Source organism: Bradyrhizobium sp. Arg816 (assembly GCF_029989365.1).
Lineage (GTDB): Bacteria > Pseudomonadota > Alphaproteobacteria > Rhizobiales > Xanthobacteraceae > Bradyrhizobium.
Genome location: NZ_JAPRAQ010000002.1, coordinates 643,450 through 661,624, shown reverse-complemented (window position 1 = coordinate 661,624; position 18,175 = coordinate 643,450). Strand labels below are relative to the sequence as shown.

18 protein-coding genes are annotated in these 18,175 nt (G+C 65.6%); 4 read left to right on the top strand and 14 right to left on the bottom strand.

What is annotated here, in order from left to right:
* Window positions 1-93: 93 nt before the first annotated feature.
* Together OWC48_RS08185 and OWC48_RS08180 are read right to left on the bottom strand one after the other, a co-directional pair.
* Entirely contained in the window at window positions 94-741 is a 648-nt protein-coding gene (locus OWC48_RS08185; protein WP_282519502.1) for a glutathione S-transferase family protein, read from the bottom strand.
* A gap of 312 nt (window positions 742-1,053) precedes the next feature.
* Window positions 1,054-1,740: a DJ-1/PfpI family protein gene (locus tag OWC48_RS08180; RefSeq protein WP_282519501.1), complete on the bottom strand. Its 687-nt coding sequence runs from the start codon at window positions 1,738-1,740 to the stop codon at window positions 1,054-1,056.
* 94 nt (window positions 1,741-1,834) lie between these two features.
* On the opposite strand from OWC48_RS08180, the gene OWC48_RS08175 reads away from it, so the two are divergent.
* Complete coding sequence (locus tag OWC48_RS08175; RefSeq protein ID WP_282519500.1) at window positions 1,835-2,773, top strand: GlxA family transcriptional regulator; 939 nt, start codon at window positions 1,835-1,837, stop codon at window positions 2,771-2,773.
* Window positions 2,774-2,808: 35 nt separating this feature from the next.
* Window positions 2,809-3,603 carry a methyltransferase domain-containing protein gene (locus OWC48_RS08170; RefSeq protein WP_282519499.1) on the top strand — a complete coding sequence of 265 codons (795 nt, stop codon included), beginning with the start codon at window positions 2,809-2,811 and terminating at the stop codon, window positions 3,601-3,603.
* Here OWC48_RS08170 and OWC48_RS08165 read toward each other — a convergent pair.
* A complete protein-coding gene (locus tag OWC48_RS08165; RefSeq protein ID WP_282519596.1) occupies window positions 3,600-4,607 on the bottom strand; it encodes a Na+-dependent transporter in 1,008 nt (335 codons plus the stop codon). The two genes, OWC48_RS08170 and OWC48_RS08165, sit on opposite strands and share 4 nt — an antisense overlap.
* 14 nt (window positions 4,608-4,621) lie before the next feature.
* Window positions 4,622-5,569 carry an alpha/beta hydrolase gene (locus OWC48_RS08160; protein WP_282519498.1) on the bottom strand — a complete coding sequence of 316 codons (948 nt, stop codon included), beginning with the start codon at window positions 5,567-5,569 and terminating at the stop codon, window positions 4,622-4,624.
* A gap of 204 nt (window positions 5,570-5,773) precedes the next feature.
* Between OWC48_RS08160 and OWC48_RS08155 the strand changes: the two genes are divergently transcribed.
* A complete protein-coding gene (locus tag OWC48_RS08155; protein ID WP_282519497.1) occupies window positions 5,774-6,835 on the top strand; it encodes a DUF2155 domain-containing protein in 1,062 nt (353 codons plus the stop codon).
* Between the two features lie 13 nt (window positions 6,836-6,848).
* Here OWC48_RS08155 and aat read toward each other — a convergent pair whose 3' ends face one another.
* The 10 genes from aat to OWC48_RS08105 form a co-directional block, all read right to left on the bottom strand.
* Complete coding sequence (aat, locus tag OWC48_RS08150; RefSeq protein ID WP_282519496.1) at window positions 6,849-7,529, bottom strand: leucyl/phenylalanyl-tRNA--protein transferase; 681 nt, start codon at window positions 7,527-7,529, stop codon at window positions 6,849-6,851.
* Window positions 7,530-7,576: 47 nt separating this feature from the next.
* A complete protein-coding gene (locus OWC48_RS08145) occupies window positions 7,577-8,692 on the bottom strand; it encodes a sensor histidine kinase (RefSeq protein WP_282519495.1) in 1,116 nt (371 codons plus the stop codon).
* Entirely contained in the window at window positions 8,689-9,129 is a 441-nt protein-coding gene (locus tag OWC48_RS08140; protein WP_014495596.1) for a response regulator, read from the bottom strand. Before OWC48_RS08140 ends, OWC48_RS08145 begins: the two co-directional genes overlap by 4 nt.
* Window positions 9,126-10,643 (bottom strand): CHASE3 domain-containing protein, encoded by a 1,518-nt coding sequence (locus tag OWC48_RS08135; RefSeq protein ID WP_282519494.1) that lies wholly within the window; start codon window positions 10,641-10,643, stop codon window positions 9,126-9,128. Before OWC48_RS08135 ends, OWC48_RS08140 begins: the two co-directional genes overlap by 4 nt.
* A gap of 106 nt (window positions 10,644-10,749) precedes the next feature.
* Window positions 10,750-12,105, bottom strand: coding sequence for an acetyl-CoA carboxylase biotin carboxylase subunit (gene accC, locus OWC48_RS08130; protein WP_282519493.1), 1,356 nt, complete (start codon window positions 12,103-12,105; stop codon window positions 10,750-10,752).
* 81 nt (window positions 12,106-12,186) lie between these two features.
* A complete protein-coding gene (gene accB / locus OWC48_RS08125) occupies window positions 12,187-12,675 on the bottom strand; it encodes an acetyl-CoA carboxylase biotin carboxyl carrier protein (protein ID WP_282519492.1) in 489 nt (162 codons plus the stop codon).
* 35 nt (window positions 12,676-12,710) lie between these two features.
* Window positions 12,711-13,178 (bottom strand): type II 3-dehydroquinate dehydratase, encoded by a 468-nt coding sequence (gene aroQ / locus OWC48_RS08120; protein WP_282519491.1) that lies wholly within the window; start codon window positions 13,176-13,178, stop codon window positions 12,711-12,713.
* 258 nt (window positions 13,179-13,436) lie between these two features.
* The gene (locus OWC48_RS08115; protein WP_282519490.1) at window positions 13,437-14,246 is read right to left on the bottom strand and encodes a DUF1236 domain-containing protein; all 810 of its coding nucleotides are present in this window, start codon (window positions 14,244-14,246) and stop codon (window positions 13,437-13,439) included.
* Between the two features lie 225 nt (window positions 14,247-14,471).
* Window positions 14,472-15,239, bottom strand: coding sequence for a DsbA family protein (locus OWC48_RS08110; protein WP_282519489.1), 768 nt, complete (start codon window positions 15,237-15,239; stop codon window positions 14,472-14,474).
* Between the two features lie 98 nt (window positions 15,240-15,337).
* Window positions 15,338-16,741, bottom strand: coding sequence for a M48 family metalloprotease (locus OWC48_RS08105; RefSeq protein WP_282519488.1), 1,404 nt, complete (start codon window positions 16,739-16,741; stop codon window positions 15,338-15,340).
* Window positions 16,742-16,934: 193 nt separating this feature from the next.
* Between OWC48_RS08105 and OWC48_RS08100 the strand changes: the two genes are divergently transcribed.
* Window positions 16,935-18,122 (top strand): pyridoxal phosphate-dependent aminotransferase, encoded by a 1,188-nt coding sequence (locus OWC48_RS08100; RefSeq protein ID WP_282519487.1) that lies wholly within the window; start codon window positions 16,935-16,937, stop codon window positions 18,120-18,122.
* The last annotated feature ends 53 nt before the right edge of the window (window positions 18,123-18,175 follow it).

The window sequence follows — 18,175 nt, the reverse complement described above, 5'->3', positions numbered from 1 at the left end:
TCGCCCGATGGAATGTGCAGCCGCCGTAAGACAGGAAAGGCCGCTTGGGAAACCGAGCGGCCTTTTTCTTTGATCTGTTGCTCTGCTCGCTTCTCAGAGATGGAGCGTCGGTGAGTTGCCGACTGGCATCATCTCATAGGGCGGCTTCCAGCCCGGCAGTTCGGCGACACGCCGGCGCCAGGCATTAATCGCCGGGAAAGTCGCGGCAAGATCAAAGCCCGTCTCCTCGGTCGGATAGTACAGATAGCCCAACATTGAGAAATCGACGATCGTCGGCCGATCGCCTAGCATGAAGCTGCGGTGGGAGAGGTGTCTGTCGACGATCGAGAAGGCGCTGTCGGTCCGCGCGCGCAAGTAAGCGAGCACAGCGGGATGGGCGGGCTCCGGCATGAAGCAGCGCTGAAACCGGTGCTGGGCGAAGTTCGCGGTGAACTTGTGATTGTCGAACAGCAGCCAGCGCGTGGCTTCGAACGTCTCCTCGGGCGTCGGACCGAACACGCCGTGGGTCTCGGCGAGCCACAGCAGGATCGCACCGGACTGGCTCATGTGCCGGCCATCGACCTCGAGGACAGGGACTTCGCCCATGACATTGGTGGCGGCCCGCCAGTCAGGCGTGCGGGTCTCGCCGCCGGCGAAGTCGAGGCCGACCGGCTCCCAGTCGAGCCTGGCGCAGTTGAGGAATAGCGCGACCTTGAACGAATTGCCCGAAGCCCCGATGCAATGCAGCCGGTATCGCGCCATGGTCAGATTCTCCTGTGCGCACGCGACCGTGGGTGTTGGGCGCGATCCGGATTGTCGCGACAGGCTCCTGACAGCGTCATGTCAGCAGTGCGGTGCTGAAGAAGCGGCGCGCTCCGTGAGACAGAAGGCCGCTTGGGAAGCCGGAAGCTTTTTTCTGTTGGGGATTTGTGTTGGTGTCTCGTGCCCGGACGCAGCGCAGCACGAAGTGGTGCGCTGCTGATCCGCGGCCCATTTCTCTCAGCAATCCGTGTGGTGTGGGTCCCGGCTCTGCGGCGCAGCGTTGCACGCTGCACCGCGTCCGGGACATGAGAGCTACATCACCCGCTCAGCCGCGCGCTTGACCGCCTCGAGGCGGCGGGCCTGGTTTGCGGCGCCGCGCTCTCTCAGCAAGGCCAGCACTTCGGCTGGCGCAGTGTCGGGCGAGCCGGACGTGAACGGCGGGGCGGGGTTGTATTCGATCTGGAGCTGGATCGCTTCCGCCGTGGTGCGGTCGACCAGGATCGACACCAGCGTCAGCGCGAAATCGATCCCGGCGGTGACGCCGCCGCCGGTGACGCGGTTGCGGTCGTTGCAGACGCGCGTCTTGGTCGGCGTGGCGCCGAACTGGCCGAGCATCTCCATCGCGCTCCAATGCGTGGCGGCGCGGTAGCCCTTGAGCAGGCCGGCCGCGCCGAGCGCAAGCGCCCCCGTGCAGACCGAGGTGACGTATTTGGCGCCTTCGGCCTGTCTGCGCAGGAAATCCAGCACTTCTTCGTCATTGAGCAGGTCGTTGGTGCCGGCGCCGCCGGGCACGCAAATGACGTCGAGCTGCGGACAGTCGGCGAACGTCGTGGTCGGCGTCAGCGTCAGCACGGAGTCGCTCGGCACCGGCTCGATGCGCTTCCAGATCAGATGCAGTTTTGCGCCGGGCACGTTGGCAAACACCTGCAGGGGACCGGTGAAATCGAGCTGGGTGACGCGCGGAAACACCAAAAGACCGATCTGGAGCGGTGACGACATGGGCAGGTCCTCCAAAGATGAGCTTGACGGACGCAGCCTCTCATGATGCCCTTCCGTCCAAAATGGCGTAATTCCCTCACTTTCGGACATGACCATGATCGGCATCCTGATCTTCCCCGATTTCCAGTTGCTCGATGCGGCGGGCCCGATCTCGGTGTTCGAGATCGCGGCGCGCGCCACCGGCAAGCTACCTGCGATCCGCGTACTGGCACTGAACGCTGGGCCCGTGCGCAGCTCGTCCGGCGTGGAAATGATGGCGCGCGACTTCAAGTCGGCGAACGCGATCACCACACTGGTCATCGCGGGTGGCGCAGGCGTGACGGAGGCCGCACGCTGCGAGGTTACGCGCGCCTTCGTGCAGCGGCTGGCGCGGCGCGGCGTGCGGGTCGCCAGCGTCTGCTCGGGCGCCTATGTGCTGGCCGAGGCGGGCCTGCTCGATGGGCGCCGCGCCACCACGCATTGGGGCCGCACACGGGATTTCGTCGCGCGCTATCCCAAGGTGAAGTTCGAGCCGGACCAGATCTTCACGCATGACGGCAATGTGTGGACGTCGGCGGGCATCACCGCGGGTATCGACCTCGCGCTCGCGATGGTCACCGAGGACCATGGCGAGGAGATCGCGCAACAGGCCGCCCGCCAGCTCGTGCTGTATCATCGCCGCAGCGGCGGCCAGTCGCAGTTTTCATCGCTCTTGGAGTTGAAGACACCGAACGGCCGGTTCGGCGCGCTGCTGTCCTGGGCGCGCGAGAACCTCGATGCCCGGCTGACGGTCGAAGATCTCGCCGATCGTGCCGGCATGAGCGCACGGCATTTTGCCCGCGCCTTTGCCGCGGAGACCGGCACGACGCCGTCGAAAGCGATCGAGCGCTTGCGGATCGAGGTCGCGCGCGAGCGCGTCCAGTCCTCGCGCGAGGCGATCGAGCTCGTCGCGGAGGCGACCGGATTTGGCGACCCCGAGCGCATGCGGCGCGCCTTCATCCGCGCCTTCGGCCAGCCGCCCCAGGCGCTGCGGCGCGCGGCGCGGGCGAGTTAGGGAATCTCACCTGGCACTCGAGCGTGGAGGCGAAGATGACCGGGATGGAGTACAGCAACGAGAACGCAAAACGGCTCCAGAGACTTTATCTCACGGGGGACGTGACCGCCCAGCGCGCGGAGACAATTCGGCAGCTCAATCTTTCTGCCGGCGAGAGCGTTCTCGATATTGGATGTGGTCCCGGCTATCTCTGCGAAAGCATGGCGCAGATCGTTGGGCCTGATGGTGCTGTCGTCGGTATCGATGTGTCGACCGACCTGATTGCGGTCTGCAACCGGCAGAAGGCTTCCGCCTGGATTTCATATGCGATCGGCAACGCCACGGAATTGCGTCAATCCGATGCGTCGTTCGATGTCGTCGTGTGCACGCAGGTTGCCGAGTACGTGCCTGATGTCGACCGCGTCCTCGCAGAGACATTTCGCGTGCTCAAGCCGGGCGGCCGCACGATTTTCGTCGCAACGGATTGGGACGCAGTGGTGTGGCATTCCGAAAGCCCGGAACGTATGGCCGCGGTGATGAAATCATGGGAAGCGCACTGCGCTCACCCGCGTCTCCCAAGGTCGATGGCCCACAGATTGGTGAATGCACGACTTCACCTGGACGGAGCGTCGGTCTTTCCAATCCTGAATTTGCAGTACGATGACGATAGCTACAGCAAGGGGCTGGCCCAGGGCATTCGGGACTTCGTCGCCCGCAGGCACGACGTTTCAGCCGATGATCTCGAAACATGGCACAGTGAGTTCGAGCGTCTCGGCCGGGCGGGACAATACTTCTTCAGCACCAACCGCTATCTCTTCAGGGCCTCAAAGCCGGCTGCGACTGCGTCCTAGGTCGCCTCGCCCGCGGCTGCCGTACCGGCGCCATCCGCGCGGGCCACCAGGCGGCGCGCGATCGGCGTCAGCATGTAGGGCGCAAGATGGATCGGAAACTGCGTCATCGCGAAATAGAGCCAGGTGGTGGGCGGCAGCGCGCCGGCGGTCGCGGCCAGCATCAGGCCCAGATTGCGCTGTGACACCATCAGCCCGAGCGCCAGCGCGCGCTCATAGCCGATGCGGCGGAACAGCAGCGTGGTGACGGCGAGTAGCGTGAAATAGATCGCAAAGGACAGAGCCGCCAGGCCGATCGTGAAGAGCGGCTGGGCCACGAGGTCGCTCACGACATCGCCCATGATCGCGGCTGCGAAGATCAAGAGGATGATAATGTTGAAGCCGTCGATCGGCTTCTTGTGACGCTGGATCGCGTCAGCGCCGAAGACCCATCGGATCAAGGTTGCAGCCAGCAGCGATGCCGCGAGAATGCCGAGCAGCTTCAGGCCGAGCGCCGGCGGCGAGATGGTGAGCATGTCGCCGAGGAAGAGGCCCGCGAACAGCGAGGCCGTGAACGGCACCAGCGCGGTCGAGGTCACCAGCGTGACCAGCACGAGCGTGGCATCGAGGCCCATCAGCGCGGCAAGCGCCGGAGAAGCCATCATCGGCGAGGCCATGCTCTGGAGCATCAGCGCCAGCGCAAGGCCGGGCGAGCGGGCCGTGAGCCCCGTCGCATGGGCGACCAGCCCGACGATCAGCGGCACGCCGATCGTGGTCCAGGCGGTGGCGGTCGCGACCAGCGCCGGCCGGCGCAGATGGCCAACGAGCGCGGCCAGATCGACCCGCATGAAGGAGATGCAGAGAAGCCCGAAGATCGCCTCGGTGACGTAGGGCCGCAGCAGCATCCCGAGCGGCGGCACCGCGGCCGCAATGAACACCACGGCGGCCACCGCACGGGTGCCCTGGCTGCCGAGCCATGTCAGCGCGCGCAGGGGGAGAGCGAAGAGAGTTTGGAGAATGGGTGGCATCCGGGACGGCGGCGTCAGCCCAATCCTTTCAGCCACGCGCCGATCTCGCTGACGGCGAGGTTGGCCTGCTGCAGCAATTTGCCCATCGTGAAGAAGCCGTGGAATTGGCCGGGATAGTGCTTGTACGTGACGGGCACGCCGGCCTGCCTGAGGCGCTCGGCATAGTCGTGGCCTTCGTCGCGCAGGGGATCGGCGCCGGCGGTCAGCACATAGGCCGGCGGCAGCCCGGCGAGGCTTTTCGCGCGTGCCGGCGAGGCGCGCCAGTCGTGGACGTCGGCGGTGCCGTTGAGATAATGATCGCGGAACCAGCGGATCACCGAATGGGTCAGCAGCACGCTGGTCTCGGGCTCGCTGTGGGAGCCGTGCGTCATGGCGAAATCGGTCGCGGGGTAGATCAGGACCTGGCTCGCGATCTTCGGACCATCGCCGTCGCGTGCGGTGAGCGCAACCACGGCGGCGAGATTGCCGCCGGCGCTGTCGCCGCCGATCGAAAGGCGCGAGGCATCGATGCCGAGCTCGCGCGCATTCGCGGCAATCCATTTTGTGGCGGCGATCGCGTCATCGGCGGCGGCGGGAAATTTGTGCTCGGGCGCGAGGCGGTAATCGACCGAGATCACGATCAGCGCGCCCTCGACGGCTAGCTGGCGGCAGACGACGTCGTGGGAGTCGAGATCGCCGATCACCCAGCCGCCGCCATGGAAGAACACCAGCGCCGGCGACAGGCCGTTCTGAAGGCGCGGCTGCCTCGGCACGTAGATGCGGCCGGGGATTTCGCCGTGCGGCGCCGGGATCGCCAGCGCGGCGACGCGCGCCAGTTCCGGCGGCTCGGGGTTGGTGGCGAAGCGGGCCTGCCCGTAATAGGCGCGGGCTTCCGGTGCCGTCAGCGTCTCGTAGGCGGGGCGGCCGGCCTCCTGGAAGGCCTTGTAGACGGCGGCGGCATCGGGATCGAGCACGACGGGCATGGGAGCGACCTTGGGCTTTCTGTTATCGTTGGACGTCGTTTCCGGGGGCGCTGCCCGCCTCGGCCCCGGGGAGGGGCCGGTGAACTATCCCATCCGGCCGCCGGTCTGGCCAGCGGGCGGCGGGCAGGGCAGGGATGCCGCCCTTCCCCCGCCGTATTCGCCGTGTTAACCGGGTGGCCTGCGAGCGGCGGTATCCCGTGTAGAATGTCCAGCAAGCCCGATTCGCTGTTGAAGCCGCGCGAGAAGATGGTTCGAACCTTTACCTTTACAAGACTTGCCCTGCCAGGTCTTGCGGCGCTTCTGGCCGCCACCGCATTGACGGTTGCGACGCCCGCGCAGGCGCAGATCGGCACGATCTTCTCCGACCCGCCACCGCGGCCACCGGGGGCGATTCCGCGTGGCCAGCCGCAGCCTCAGATCCCCGATGACGACGACGAGGAAGTCCCCGCGCTGCCGCCGCAAGGCCGCGTGCTGCCGTCGCGCCCGATGGCGCCGCCGCAGGGACGGCAAGGTAACGTGATGCCGGGGCCGGTCGAGAGCCAGCCCCTGGCGCCGCCGCCGGGCTCAACCGTCGCTCCGCCGAACCAGCCGCCGTCGGTGGCGGTCGCTCCGCCCAATGCGCCGGGAGCCCCGGGTGCGCCCGGTCAGCGCCAGCCCCAGCAGAAGGGCGGGCCGGGCGGCACTGTCCCGCAGACCCCGGCGAGCCTCCAGCCGGGCGACGAGGTCGTGACCGAGCCGCCGGCCCAGAAGATCGTGAACAAGAAGGCGACCTTCTCCGGCCTCGACAAGATCACCGGGCGCATCATCAATTTCGACGAGGACATCGGCGAGACCGTCCAGTTCGGCGCGCTGCGGGTCAAGACCGACGCCTGCTATACGCGGCCGGCGACGGAAGCCACCAATACCGACGCCTTCGTCGAGGTCGACGAGATCACCTTGCAGGGCGAGGTGAAGCGCATCTTCTCGGGCTGGATGTATGCGGCGAGCCCCGGCCTGCACGGCGTCGAGCATCCGATCTACGACATCTGGCTCACCGACTGCAAAGAGCCGCAGCAGACCATTGCGACCGCGGCGCCCGATCCGGCCGCGGCAAAGCCGCCGGCTCCGCCGCCCGCGCAGAAGAAGGCGGCACCACCCAAGCAGGCCGTGCAGCAGCGTCCGCCGCAGCCCTTGCCGCCGATCCAGCAGCAGCAGCCGGCGCCGCCACCTCCGCCGCCGCCGGAGCAGCGGCCGGGCCTGTTCGGTATTCCCGGGTTCGGGCGCTAGGCCCCATCACCGATCATGGCCGCGAGGCGACGATCTCGAGCGCGCGTGCGCCCGGGATCGCGTCACCGGCCGACAGCCTCAGGAAATCACCGGGGTCACCGGCGAGGGCCTTGTCGAGCAGTGCGGTGTAGCGCCGACGCGAAATCTCGACCGCGCCAAAACTCTTCAAATGCTCGGTGACGTACTGCGTGTCGAGCAGCTCGAAGCCGCCATGGATCAGCCGCGCGACCAGGTGCACCAGCGCGACCTTCGAGGCATCGCGCGCGGTGTGAAACATGCTCTCGCCGAAGAAGGCGCGGCCCAGGCTGACGCCGTAGAGCCCGCCGACCAGGTCGTCGCCCCGCCAGGCCTCGACGCTGTGGCAATGGCCGAGCTCGTAGAGGCCGCCATAGAGGTCGCGAATCCGCTTGTTGATCCAGGTGTCCTCGCGCCCCGCCTGCGGCGCGGCGCAGCCGGCGATCGTTGCCTTGAACGAGGTGTTGACGGTGACGCGAAAGGCGTCCGAACGGACGGTGCGCGCGAGCCGTGAGGCCACGCGAAATCCCGCGAGCGGGATGACGCCGCGCAATTCCGGCTCGACCCAGAACAGGGTCGGATCGTCGGCGCTCTCGGCCATCGGAAAGATGCCGCAGGCATAGGCGCGCAACAGCACGGCCGGCGTGATTTCAGACGAAGCGGAGTCGCGCGAAGTCATGGCGCAACAATAGCAGGATCGTGGAGGTGTTGCGAAGGGGGCGAGGGTCAGCCTGCGGCGGCGTTGTTGGTCTTGTCGGGGGCTGCGGGCGTGCGGCGGAACCTCAGCATGACGCGAGTTCCGGAATGGTCGGGGTCGCGCTCGACGGTGGCGTCGAGCTTGGTGGCCATCGCCGCGACGATGCGCTGGCCCATGCCGGTCGAACGTGGATCCGCCTTGACCTTGTCGCCGACGCCGTCGTCGCTAATCGCCAGCAACAGATCCTCGCCCTGCGAGGTCAGCTCGACGTGGATGGGGCCGGCGCCGTCGGGATAGGCGTATTTCACCGCGTTCATCACCAGCTCGTTGACGATGATGCCGACGGCGACGGCGCGGTCCGGATCGATCTCGATCGGCTCGGCCTTCACCGTCAGCCGTGACATCCGGTTGCCTTCGGCCGAGCGCCTGAGATCCTCGAGCAGCGAATCCAGATACTGGTTCAGCACCACGCTCTTCAGGTCCTGCGAGGTGTAGAGCCGGCGGTGCACCTGCGCGACCGCGGCGACGCGGCCCATCGCGTTGGTCAGCGCCGCCTTGACCTCTTCCTGGCCTGCGGAGTTCGCCTGGAGATGCAGCAGCGAGGCGATGATCTGGAGCGAGTTGCCGACGCGGTGATTGACCTCGCGCAGCAGCAGCTCGCGTTCGGCGGCGAGCGCGGCGTAGCGGTCGCGAGATGCATGGATCTCCGCTTCGGCTTCCTCGCGCGCCTTCTGCAATTCGGCCTGGCGCAGCGCGCCTTCGGCGGCGACGTGGAGCAGGGGGATGAAGTCGCCCTTGACGTCCTTGACGAGATAATCGGCCGCGCCCGCCTTCAGCGCGGTGACCGCGATGCTGGAATCCTGCGACGCGGTGACGAACACCACGGGCGGCGCATCAGGGATCGCCATGATCTGCTCGAGCGTCTCCAGCCCGTCGAGGCCGGGCATGTACTGGTCGAGCGCCACGACGTCGATGCAGCGGTCGGCGCTGTTTTGCGTCCCCGCGCGGCGGATGCGCTCCAGGCCTTCCTCGCCGCTCGCGGCATGAATGACCTTGTAGCCGCGCCGCGTCAGGCCGCGATCGACCAGGCGGGCCAAGGCCGCGTCGTCGTCGATGTAGAGCAGTGTTGGCGTGTGCTGGTTCATGAGGCGGCGGGCGGGACCTGGATGACCGAGAAGAACAGGCCGAGCTGCCGGATGGCATTGGCGAAATTCTCGTAGTTCACGGGCTTGGTGATGTAGACGTTGCAGCCGAGCTCATAGCAACGCTTGATTTCCTGGGAATCGTCAGTGGTGGTCAGCACCACCACGGGCGAGGCCTTCAGATATTTGTTCTCCTTGATCTGCTTCAGGATGTCGATCCCGGTCATGTCGGGGAGGTTGAGATCGAGCAGGATCAGGAGCGCATTGCCCTTCTGCACGAGCCCGGTGCCGTCGGCGCCGAACAGGTGCTTCATCGCGTCCGTGCCGTTGGCGAAGGGGATGATCTCGTTGTTGACGCCGGATCGGCGAATGTTTCGCTCGATCAGCCGGGCGTGGCCCTCGTCGTCCTCGATCATGATGATGGTGACGGGTTGAGTCATTGGTCGGCGTTCCGGTTGCTTGCGTTCCAGGTGATAGGCAGCGTGATGGTGAAGGTGCTGCCCGTATTCAGTTCCGATGATACCGACATGGTACCGCCGAGGCGGCGCACAAGTGCACGCACATGCGCGAGACCGATACCCTGACCAGGCTTGTCCTGGGTTCCCGCCCGGCGAAACAGGTCGAAAATCCGCTGGTGATCTTTCGGATCGATCCCGCGGCCGTTATCGCTGATCTCGAAGATAGCGTAGCCAAGCTTGGTGCGCCCGCGGATTCTGATCTCGCCGGGGGCGCCGGCCTTGAGGTATTTGATGGCGTTGTCGATCAGATTGGAGAAGATCTGCTCCAGCGCAAGGCGGTCGCTGACGAGATCCGGCAGCGGCGCGACATGGATCTCGGCCTGCGCTTCGGCGGACTGATGCGCCAGCGTCGAGACGATGGCTTCGATCAACTCGCGGGTGTCGATCTTCTCGGGCACGAATTCGCGCCGGCCCTCGCGGGTGAGGTTGAGGATCGCCGAGATCAGGCGGTCCATCTTGGCGATCGACGACTTGATGAAGCCGAGCGCTTCGGAAAAATCCGCCGAAAGCTCCTTGTCGGGGCCCTCGAGCGTGACCTCGCCGTCAGCTAGCGGCGGGCCATCGGCCGGGACATGGGTGAGGCCGCCAATACGGCGGAAAATGTCGCCGCCAAGCTCTTCGAGTTCGCTGGTGAAACCCATGATGTTGACGAGTGGCGAGCGGAGATCGTGGCTGACGATATAGGCAAAGCGCTGAATCTCGTTGTTGGCCTCGCGCAGGTCTGCCGTGCGTTCGTCGACGACGGTCTCGAGGTTGGCGTAGGCGTCGCGCAGGCGCGCCTCGGCCTCGTCGCGGGCCCGCACCGAGCGCCGCACCAGCCAGATCGAGATCAGGGTCAGCAGCACCACGAGGCCCGAACCGATGCCGGTCATCGAGGCCGCCAGCGTCTGGCTGCGGTCGGAATTGACCGATCGGAGCCGGAACAGGCGCTCCTCCTCCTGGATCATGGAGACCGCGACTTTGCTGATCTCGGCCGTGGTGTCGGTGGAGGCGGCCTCGCGGACCTGCGCTATGGCCTTGTCGGGCCGATTCTGGCCGATGAAGTCGAGCTCCTGCTTGAATTGCCCCAGCCGGATTTCGATGGCCGCGCTCAGCTTCTCGATATTGCCGCGTTGCGCCGGATTATCGCCGGTCAGGCGCGTGAGCTTGTCGAGGGCAGGTATGATCGCTGCCACGGCTTTGTCATGGTCGGCCTTGAAATCCGCTCCTTGCGTCAGGAGATAGCCGCGGGCGGCGCTCTCGGCACGCCGGATTTCCAGCAGCAGGGCGTTGATCTGGTTCTCCGCCTCGATGGTGTGAACCACCCATTTGCTGTCGTCTCTGGCCTTGTTGACCAGGTAGACGGAGCCCGCGCTGATCACGGTCAACACCAGAAGGCCCGCCGAGAAGAGCAGGATCTGCCACATGGAGCGCCGTCGTTGCGCATCAGTCGTCACGACGGTCTCGCTTTGTCACGTCAATGGAAGTCAAAACGCCCCCTCGGGAACTGTCCCCGCCGTCCAGAACGCGTTGGGGGCCAAAGGGTTCCACGGGGAGCGAGGATTACCCCGCGGCCGGTTCCTTCCCGGCGAGGTACTGTTCCAGCCAGTGGATGTGATAGTCGCCGTCGATGATCGAGGGCTGGCGCACCAGGTCGCGGAACAACGGCAACGTCGTCTCGATGCCCTCGACCACCATCTCGTCCAGCGCCCGGCGCAGCCGCATCAGGCATTCGCTGCGGGTCTTGCCGTGCACGATCAGCTTGCCGACGAGGGAGTCGTAATAGGGCGGAATGGTGTAGCCCTGATAGACCGCGGAATCGATCCGCACACCGAGCCCGCCGGGCGGGTGATATTGCGTGATGCGGCCCGGCGAGGGACGGAAGGTCTGTGGATTCTCGGCGTTGATGCGGCACTCGATGGCATGGCCGATGATCTGAATCTCGCTTTGCTTGGCCGGCAGATCACCGCCGGCAGCGATGCGGATCTGCTCCAGCACGAGGTCGATGTCGGTGATGCTCTCGGTGACGGGATGCTCGACCTGGATGCGGGTGTTCATCTCGATGAAGTAGAACTCGCCGTCCTCGAACAGGAATTCGATGGTGCCGACGCCGAGATATTTCATCTCGCGCATCGCCTTGGCGCAGGTTTCGCCGATCTTGGCGCGTGCAGCGGCGGCAAGGACGGGCGAGGGACCTTCCTCCCAGACCTTCTGGTGGCGGCGCTGCAGCGAGCAGTCGCGCTCGCCGAGATGGATCGCGCCGCCGCGGCCGTCACCGAGGATCTGGATTTCGATGTGGCGCGGCTTCTGGAGGTATTTTTCGAGATAGACGGACGCGTCACCGAAAGCGGATTTGGCCTCGTTGGCCGCCGTCGACAGCGCCACCTGGAGGTCGGCCTCGCTCTGCGCGACCTTCATGCCGCGGCCACCGCCGCCGGCTGCCGCCTTCACCAGCACGGGGAAGCCGATCTTCTTCGCGATCGCCATCGCGTCGTCCTCGGGGCCGACCCCACCATCGGAACCGGGCACCACGGGGATACCGAGCCGCTTGGCGGTCTTCTTGGCCTCGATCTTGTCGCCCATCAGGCGGATGTGCTCGGCCTTGGGGCCGATGAAATGCAGATTGTGCTCGGAAAGGATCTCGGCGAAGCGCGCGTTCTCGGAGAGGAAGCCGTAGCCGGGATGCACGGCATCCGCGCCGGTGATCTCGCAGGCCGCGAGCAGCGCGGGGACGTTGAGATAGCTGTCCTTGGACGGCGGCGGCCCGATGCAAACGCTCTCGTCCGACAGGCGCACATGCATGGCGTCGGCGTCGGCGGTGGAGTGCACGGCCACGGTCGCGATGCCGAGCTCCTTGCAGGCGCGCAGGATGCGAAGGGCGATCTCGCCGCGATTGGCTATGAGGATCTTGTCGAACATGGTGCCTCATGGGGCGAATGGGGAATAGCGAATGGCGAATAGGGAAGAGTAACTATTCGCTACTCGCTATTCGCCACTCCCTCACTCAATGATGACGAGCGGCTCGCCGTACTCGACCGGCTGGCCGTCTTCGACCAGGATCTGCGTCACCGTGCCGGCGCGCGGCGAGGGGATCTGGTTCATGGTCTTCATGGCTTCGATGATCAGCAGCGTCTGGCCGACCGAAACCTTGCTGCCGACCTCGATGAACGGCTTGGCGCCGGGCTCCGGCGCCCAGTAGGCGGTGCCCACCATCGGCGAGGTCACCGCGCCCGGATGCTTCGACAGGTCGGCCGCGGCGGGTGCGGCGGCAGCTGCGGCCGCCGGCAGGACGGCGGGAGCGGCCGCCATCTGCATCGGCATGGTCGCGGCAACGCTGATGTTGCGGGCGACGCGCAGGCGAAGGCCGGCCCGTTCGATCTCGATCTCGGTGAGGCTGGTCTCATCGAGCAGGAGTGCAAGCTCGCGGACGAGCGCGGAATCCTCGCTGGAAAACTTTACGGCTGCTTTGTCGTCTGGCTGGCGCGCCATGTTCTGATCCGAATGTTCTGTGTGAAGAGGGAGCGTCAGGCTTTGGACTTGATGCCGAGCTTGGCGGCAAGGCCCTGGATCGCGAGGCGGTAGCCCTCGATGCCGAAACCGCAGAGCGAGGCGAAGGCCGCGCGCGCGGTGTAGGAATGGTGACGGAAGCTCTCGCGGGCGTGGATGTTGGTCACGTGCACTTCGACGGTCGGGATCTGCACCGCGAGCAGCGCATCGTGCAGCGCGATCGAGGTGTGCGAATAGCCGCCGGCATTGATGATGATGCCCTTCATCTTGCGGGCGTGCGCCTCGTGGACGAAGTCGATCAGCTCGCCTTCGCGGTTGGACTGCCGGCAGTCGGCCTTGAGGCCGTACGCCGCCGCCGTCTCCCGGCACAGCGTTTCGACGTCGGCCAGCGTCGCATGGCCATACTTCTCGGGCTCGCGCGTCCCCAACATGTTGAGGTTCGGCCCGTTGAGAACGAGGATCGTGTCGGTTGCTGGTTCGGCCATTCCAATCCCGCAAGAGGTGCTTCGGCGTGGCGGGGGTTATAGGTAACAAAGCGCCCTAGGGGAAGCCTTGAAGGACCTCCCAGGGGGCTTCAAACAGCTCATCCGGGGTGCAAAAACCTGTGCGGAAGTTACGGAAATTGCTTGTTAACCAGTTCTAATCGTGGCTGCCGGGCGGGACAGGCAGGGGAGGCCGCCCAATCGGCCAAAAGCCCCTGCCGATCTCTCGGCAAGGGCTCATTGGGCCGTCAGTCAGGCGGCTTAGCCTTCGATGATGTACACGATCTCGCGCGTCTGCGGACGGACGATGATGTACTGTCCGCGGACGTAGATCACGTCATAGCCGCGCCACTCCGGATAGATTTCCACGATCCGGGGCGGAAGGGGATGGAAGCGAACGGACGCCGGGATCGCGGCGCCGACCGAGATGTTGAAGTTGACGTTGGTGGTCTCTTCGATCTTGGTCGACTTGATCGCCGTCGAGATCTCGGTCCGCTTCTCGGCAGGCGGTGCAGCAGCGGTCGCAGGCGCGGTGCCGGTCGTGGTCTGAGACTTGGTGTCGGCAGCCTTGCCGTCCGCGCCCTTGGTCTGGGCGTTCATGTTGCCGCTCTTGGTGTCAGTCTCGGTGCTCTTGGACTTGTCCATTTGGGACTTGTCCATCGTGCTCTTCGACTTGTCCTGTGTGGCCTTGTCCTGTGCACCCTGGGCGTGCTCGCCCTTCGCCGCGCCGGCCTTCTCGTCAGCCGCGTTCTTGTTCATCGTGCCGGACTTTTCCATCCCGCCTGACTTTTCCATAGCGCCGGATTTCTCCGTCGCGCCGGACGACTTCTCCTCGGCTGCTCCGCCGGGCTTCATGGCGCCGCCAGCCTGGCCGACGGTGCCCTTCTCGGGAGCGGATTCCTTGCCCATCGCGCCACGTTCAGCCGCGCCGCCGGCGGGCTGCGAATGTTGCGTCGGCTGCGCACCGGCGCCACCACCGCTGTCGCGGTTCATGGTGCCCTGTGCGTTCGCCAGTCCGGTGCCTGCGACGAGCGCGAGCGCGGCGACCGAGATCATAAAGCGGTTAGACATCGAGTTCTCCTCACGTGTGTTCTTTGCGTCATTGCCCGCGCCGACAACGAAAGGAGGTATCAGGAGTTCCGGAACATCTAGGGTTCCGCGGCATTTGTTTGTTGAACGCCAGATGAATGCGCGCGCCGGATTCGCGCCAGTATTCGGCCAACGAAAAAGGCCGGCTTTTCAGCCGGCCTCCTTGCATGCGTGAATTCTGAAACGCGCGATCAGCAGCTCGCCTTGTCAGCAGGTCGCTTTGCCGCAGCGGGCAACGCCGATCTTTTCCTTCAGGCTGTCGAGGCCGACGGCGCCGATCACGATCTGCTTTCCGATCACGTAGCTCGGCGTGCCGTTCATGCCCATCGCTTCGGCGAGCTTGAAATTCTCCTCGATGGTGGCGCGCACCTCGGGGCTGCCGATGTCCTTCTCGATCTTGGCGGTGTCGAGGCCGGCTTCCTTGGCCGCCTGAAGCGCGCGCGCCTTGTCGGCGGCGCCGCGGCCGCCGAGCAGCTTCTGGTGGAAGTCGAGATACTTCTTGCCCGAGGGATCCTGCATGCGCACGGCGACGGCGACCTGCGCCGCTTCGACCGAGCCCTGGCTCAGCACCGGAAACTCCTTCAGCACGACCTTCAGCTTCGGATCGGCCTTCATGAGGTCGAGCATGTCGCCCATCGCGCGCTTGCAGTAGCCGCAATTGTAATCGAAGAACTCGACGAAGGTGACGTCGCCGTCCTTGTTGCCGAGCACGACCTGGCGCGGCGAGTTGAAGATCGCATCGGAGTTCTGCGCGATGCTGGCTTCGTGCTTCTGCGTTTCGGCCGCGGCCTGGCGCTTGGTGAGCTCGGTCATCGCTTCCTCGAGCACCTCGGGATGGGTGACGAGATAGTTCTTGATGATCGCCTCGATATCGGTGCGCTGGGCATCCGAGAAGCTGTCGGCCGACGCGGGCGCGGCTGCGCCGAACAGGGCGAGCGCGAACAGCGCGGGAGCAAGCAGGCGCAGCGAAGGCATAGGCAAATCCTCTTATCGAAAGCTGGTTTCGGAAAACGTCCCGGCGGACTTAAGCTCGGTGTCGTGACGTCGTGGTGTCAGGCGTCGTCTTGGTCGCGTTAGTTGCGCGGCGGCTTGGCCGCCACGATGTCGTCGGCCTTGACCCATCCGGGCGTGCCGACGGCGAAACGGGTTTTCGCGCGCGTGGCGAGCTCGCGGGCGGTCTTGTTGTCGCCGCGCAGATAAGCGGCCTGCGCCGACGCCAGATCCGCCTCGGCATAGTCGCCCTTCCGGCCATAGGCCATCGCGAGCTGCATATAGCCGAGCGCAGCCTCCGGTTCCCGTGCCACCGCGGCCCGGAGAATCCGAACGGCATCATCGGTGTAGGCCTTATTATCCGATCCAACCAGAGCCTGCCCAAGTAACATCTCGATGAGGGGGGCGTTGTTGGACAGCTGCACCGCCTTGCGCAGGGCAGGGATCGCCTCGGCCGGCTTGCCGCCCTCCAGCAGGGCCTGGCCGCGCACCTCGTAGAAATACGGGTTGTTCGGCTGGACCTGGATCAGCGCGTCGATCTGGGCCAGGGCACTGCGCAAATCGCCATGCAGATAGGTGCTGATGGCGCGGGCATAGCGCGCCGGCATGCTGTCGTTGGTCTGGGGGTAGCGGCGGTAGACCGTCTCCGGCCGCTCCATGAAGGCGGAAATCTTGGCGCGCACCATGTCGTGGCGGAGTTGGAGCGCGGGATCGTCCTTCTTGTCCCAATAGGGGCTGGAACTGGCGAATTCCTGAAGCGATGCGACGCGCTCGGCGGGCATCGGATGCGACTGGAGATAGGGATCGGTGCCGCGGGCCGCGAACAGGCTCTCGCTGGTGAAGCGCTTGAAGGTCTCGTACATGCCCTTCGGCGACTGCTGGGTCGCGGTCAGGAATTTCACGCCGGCGCGATCGGCGTTCTCCTCCTGCTGGCGCTGATAGGACAGCAGCGTGCGGCGGATCATCTCCTGCGGTCCGGCGATGGCGGCAGCACCGGCATTGGCGAGCCCGTTGTTGCCGGCGCTGTTGCTGCCGCGGGTGCTGCCCACGGCAATCGCGCCGGCCCCGAGCAGCATGGCGATGATCATCTGGGTCTGGGCGTTGGCGAGCTGTTCGCGCAGCTTGGACAGATGGCCGCCGGCCAGATGTCCGGTCTCGTGCGCGAGCACGCCGATGATCTGGTTCGGCGTCTCCGACTGGAGGATCGCGCCGTAATTGACGAAGATGCGGCGGCCGTCCGCGACGAACGCGTTGAACGAGCCCTCGTTGATGATCACCATCTGGATGTTCTGCTTTTCCAGACCGGCAACGCGCAGGATCGGGCGCGTGTATTCGCGCAGCAGCTGCTCGGTCTCGGTGTCGCGCAGGATCGGCGGCCCCTTGGCCTGCGCATGCGCGGCCGGCATCGGCAACAGCGCGATCGCCGCGGCAGTGACGAGGGCGGTGAGGGAGGAGGCCTTCTTGCGCAATGCGATCTGGAGCAACATCAGGCGGGCTTGGTCAACAAGGGGCTTGGTCAAACGGTCTTGATCAAGCAGTTTCGTGAATGGTTTTTGGCGATTGGCGGCGGACCGGATACGAGATATGCCCTTATGAGCCGTACAATGCGGCCAGTCTGGGGCGCAAGCGCCCCGTTTCCGGGACCGAACCGACCGGTTCGCCAGCGAATAGCAGAATTCGATGCACGATGCGACATTGAGGAACCGGGTGGGGCAGTGGCTCGAGCCCTCCCGCCGCAGCGATGTTCCCCCGTTCATGGTGATGGACGTGATGGCCGCCGCGGCCCGAATCGAGGCGGCAGGCGGCCATGTCATCCACATGGAGGTCGGCCAGCCCGCAACCGGCGCCCCGAAGACCGCGATCGCGGCCGCCCACGCGGCGCTCGAGGCCGGGCGGATCGATTACACCTCCGCGCTCGGCATCCCCTCATTGCGCGAACGCATCGCGCGCCACTATCGCGATGCCTATGGCTGTGATGTCAGCCCCGAGCGGATCGTGGTGACGACAGGCTCCTCCGGCGGCTTCATCCTGGCCTTCCTGTCGATGTTCGCGCCCGGCGACCGCGTCGCCGTGACGGTGCCGGGTTATCCGCCCTACCGTCACATCCTCACCGCGCTCGGTTGCGAGCCGGTGCTGATCGAGACCACCAATGACACGCGCCATGCTCTGACCGGCGAGGCGCTGCTGGCGGAGCATCGCAAGGCGCCGCTGAAAGGCGTGCTGGTCGGCAGCCCGGCCAATCCGACCGGGACGATGATGTCCCGCGAGGCGCTCGCCGGCCTGATCGCTGCGGCGGAAGACGCCGGCATCCGCTTCATCTCCGACGAGATCTATCACGGGCTCGACTACGCGTTTCCGGCGGCGACGGCGGCGGCGCTGTCGCAGCACGCACTCGTGATCAACTCGTTCTCGAAATATTTTTGCATGACCGGCTGGCGCGTCGGCTGGATGGTCGTGCCCGAGATCCTGGTGCGGCCGATCGAGCGGCTGCAGCAGAACCTCTCGATCTCGGTGCCGTCATTGTCGCAAATCGCGGCCGAGGCGGCCTTCGACGGTGCGGCCGAGATGGAGGAGATCAAGCACGGCTATCAGGAAAACCGGCGCATCCTGATCGAGGGATTGCCCAAGGCGGGCCTCAGCAAGTTCCTGCCTGCCGATGGCGCCTTCTATCTCTATGCCGACGTCTCGGACTTCACTTCGGACAGTTTCGAGTTCGCCAAGCAGATGCTGGAGCAGGCGCATGTTGCGGCCACGCCGGGTCTCGATTTCGATCCCATCCATGGTCGTTCGTTCATACGGCTCTCCTATGCGCGTTCGGCAGCGGAGATGCGCGAGGCAGTTGACCGGATCGCTCACTGGCTTAAATAGCCGCCAGTTTTGGACAGCCTTCTGGAGTGCCCCTTGTCTGACCGTTCCGTTCC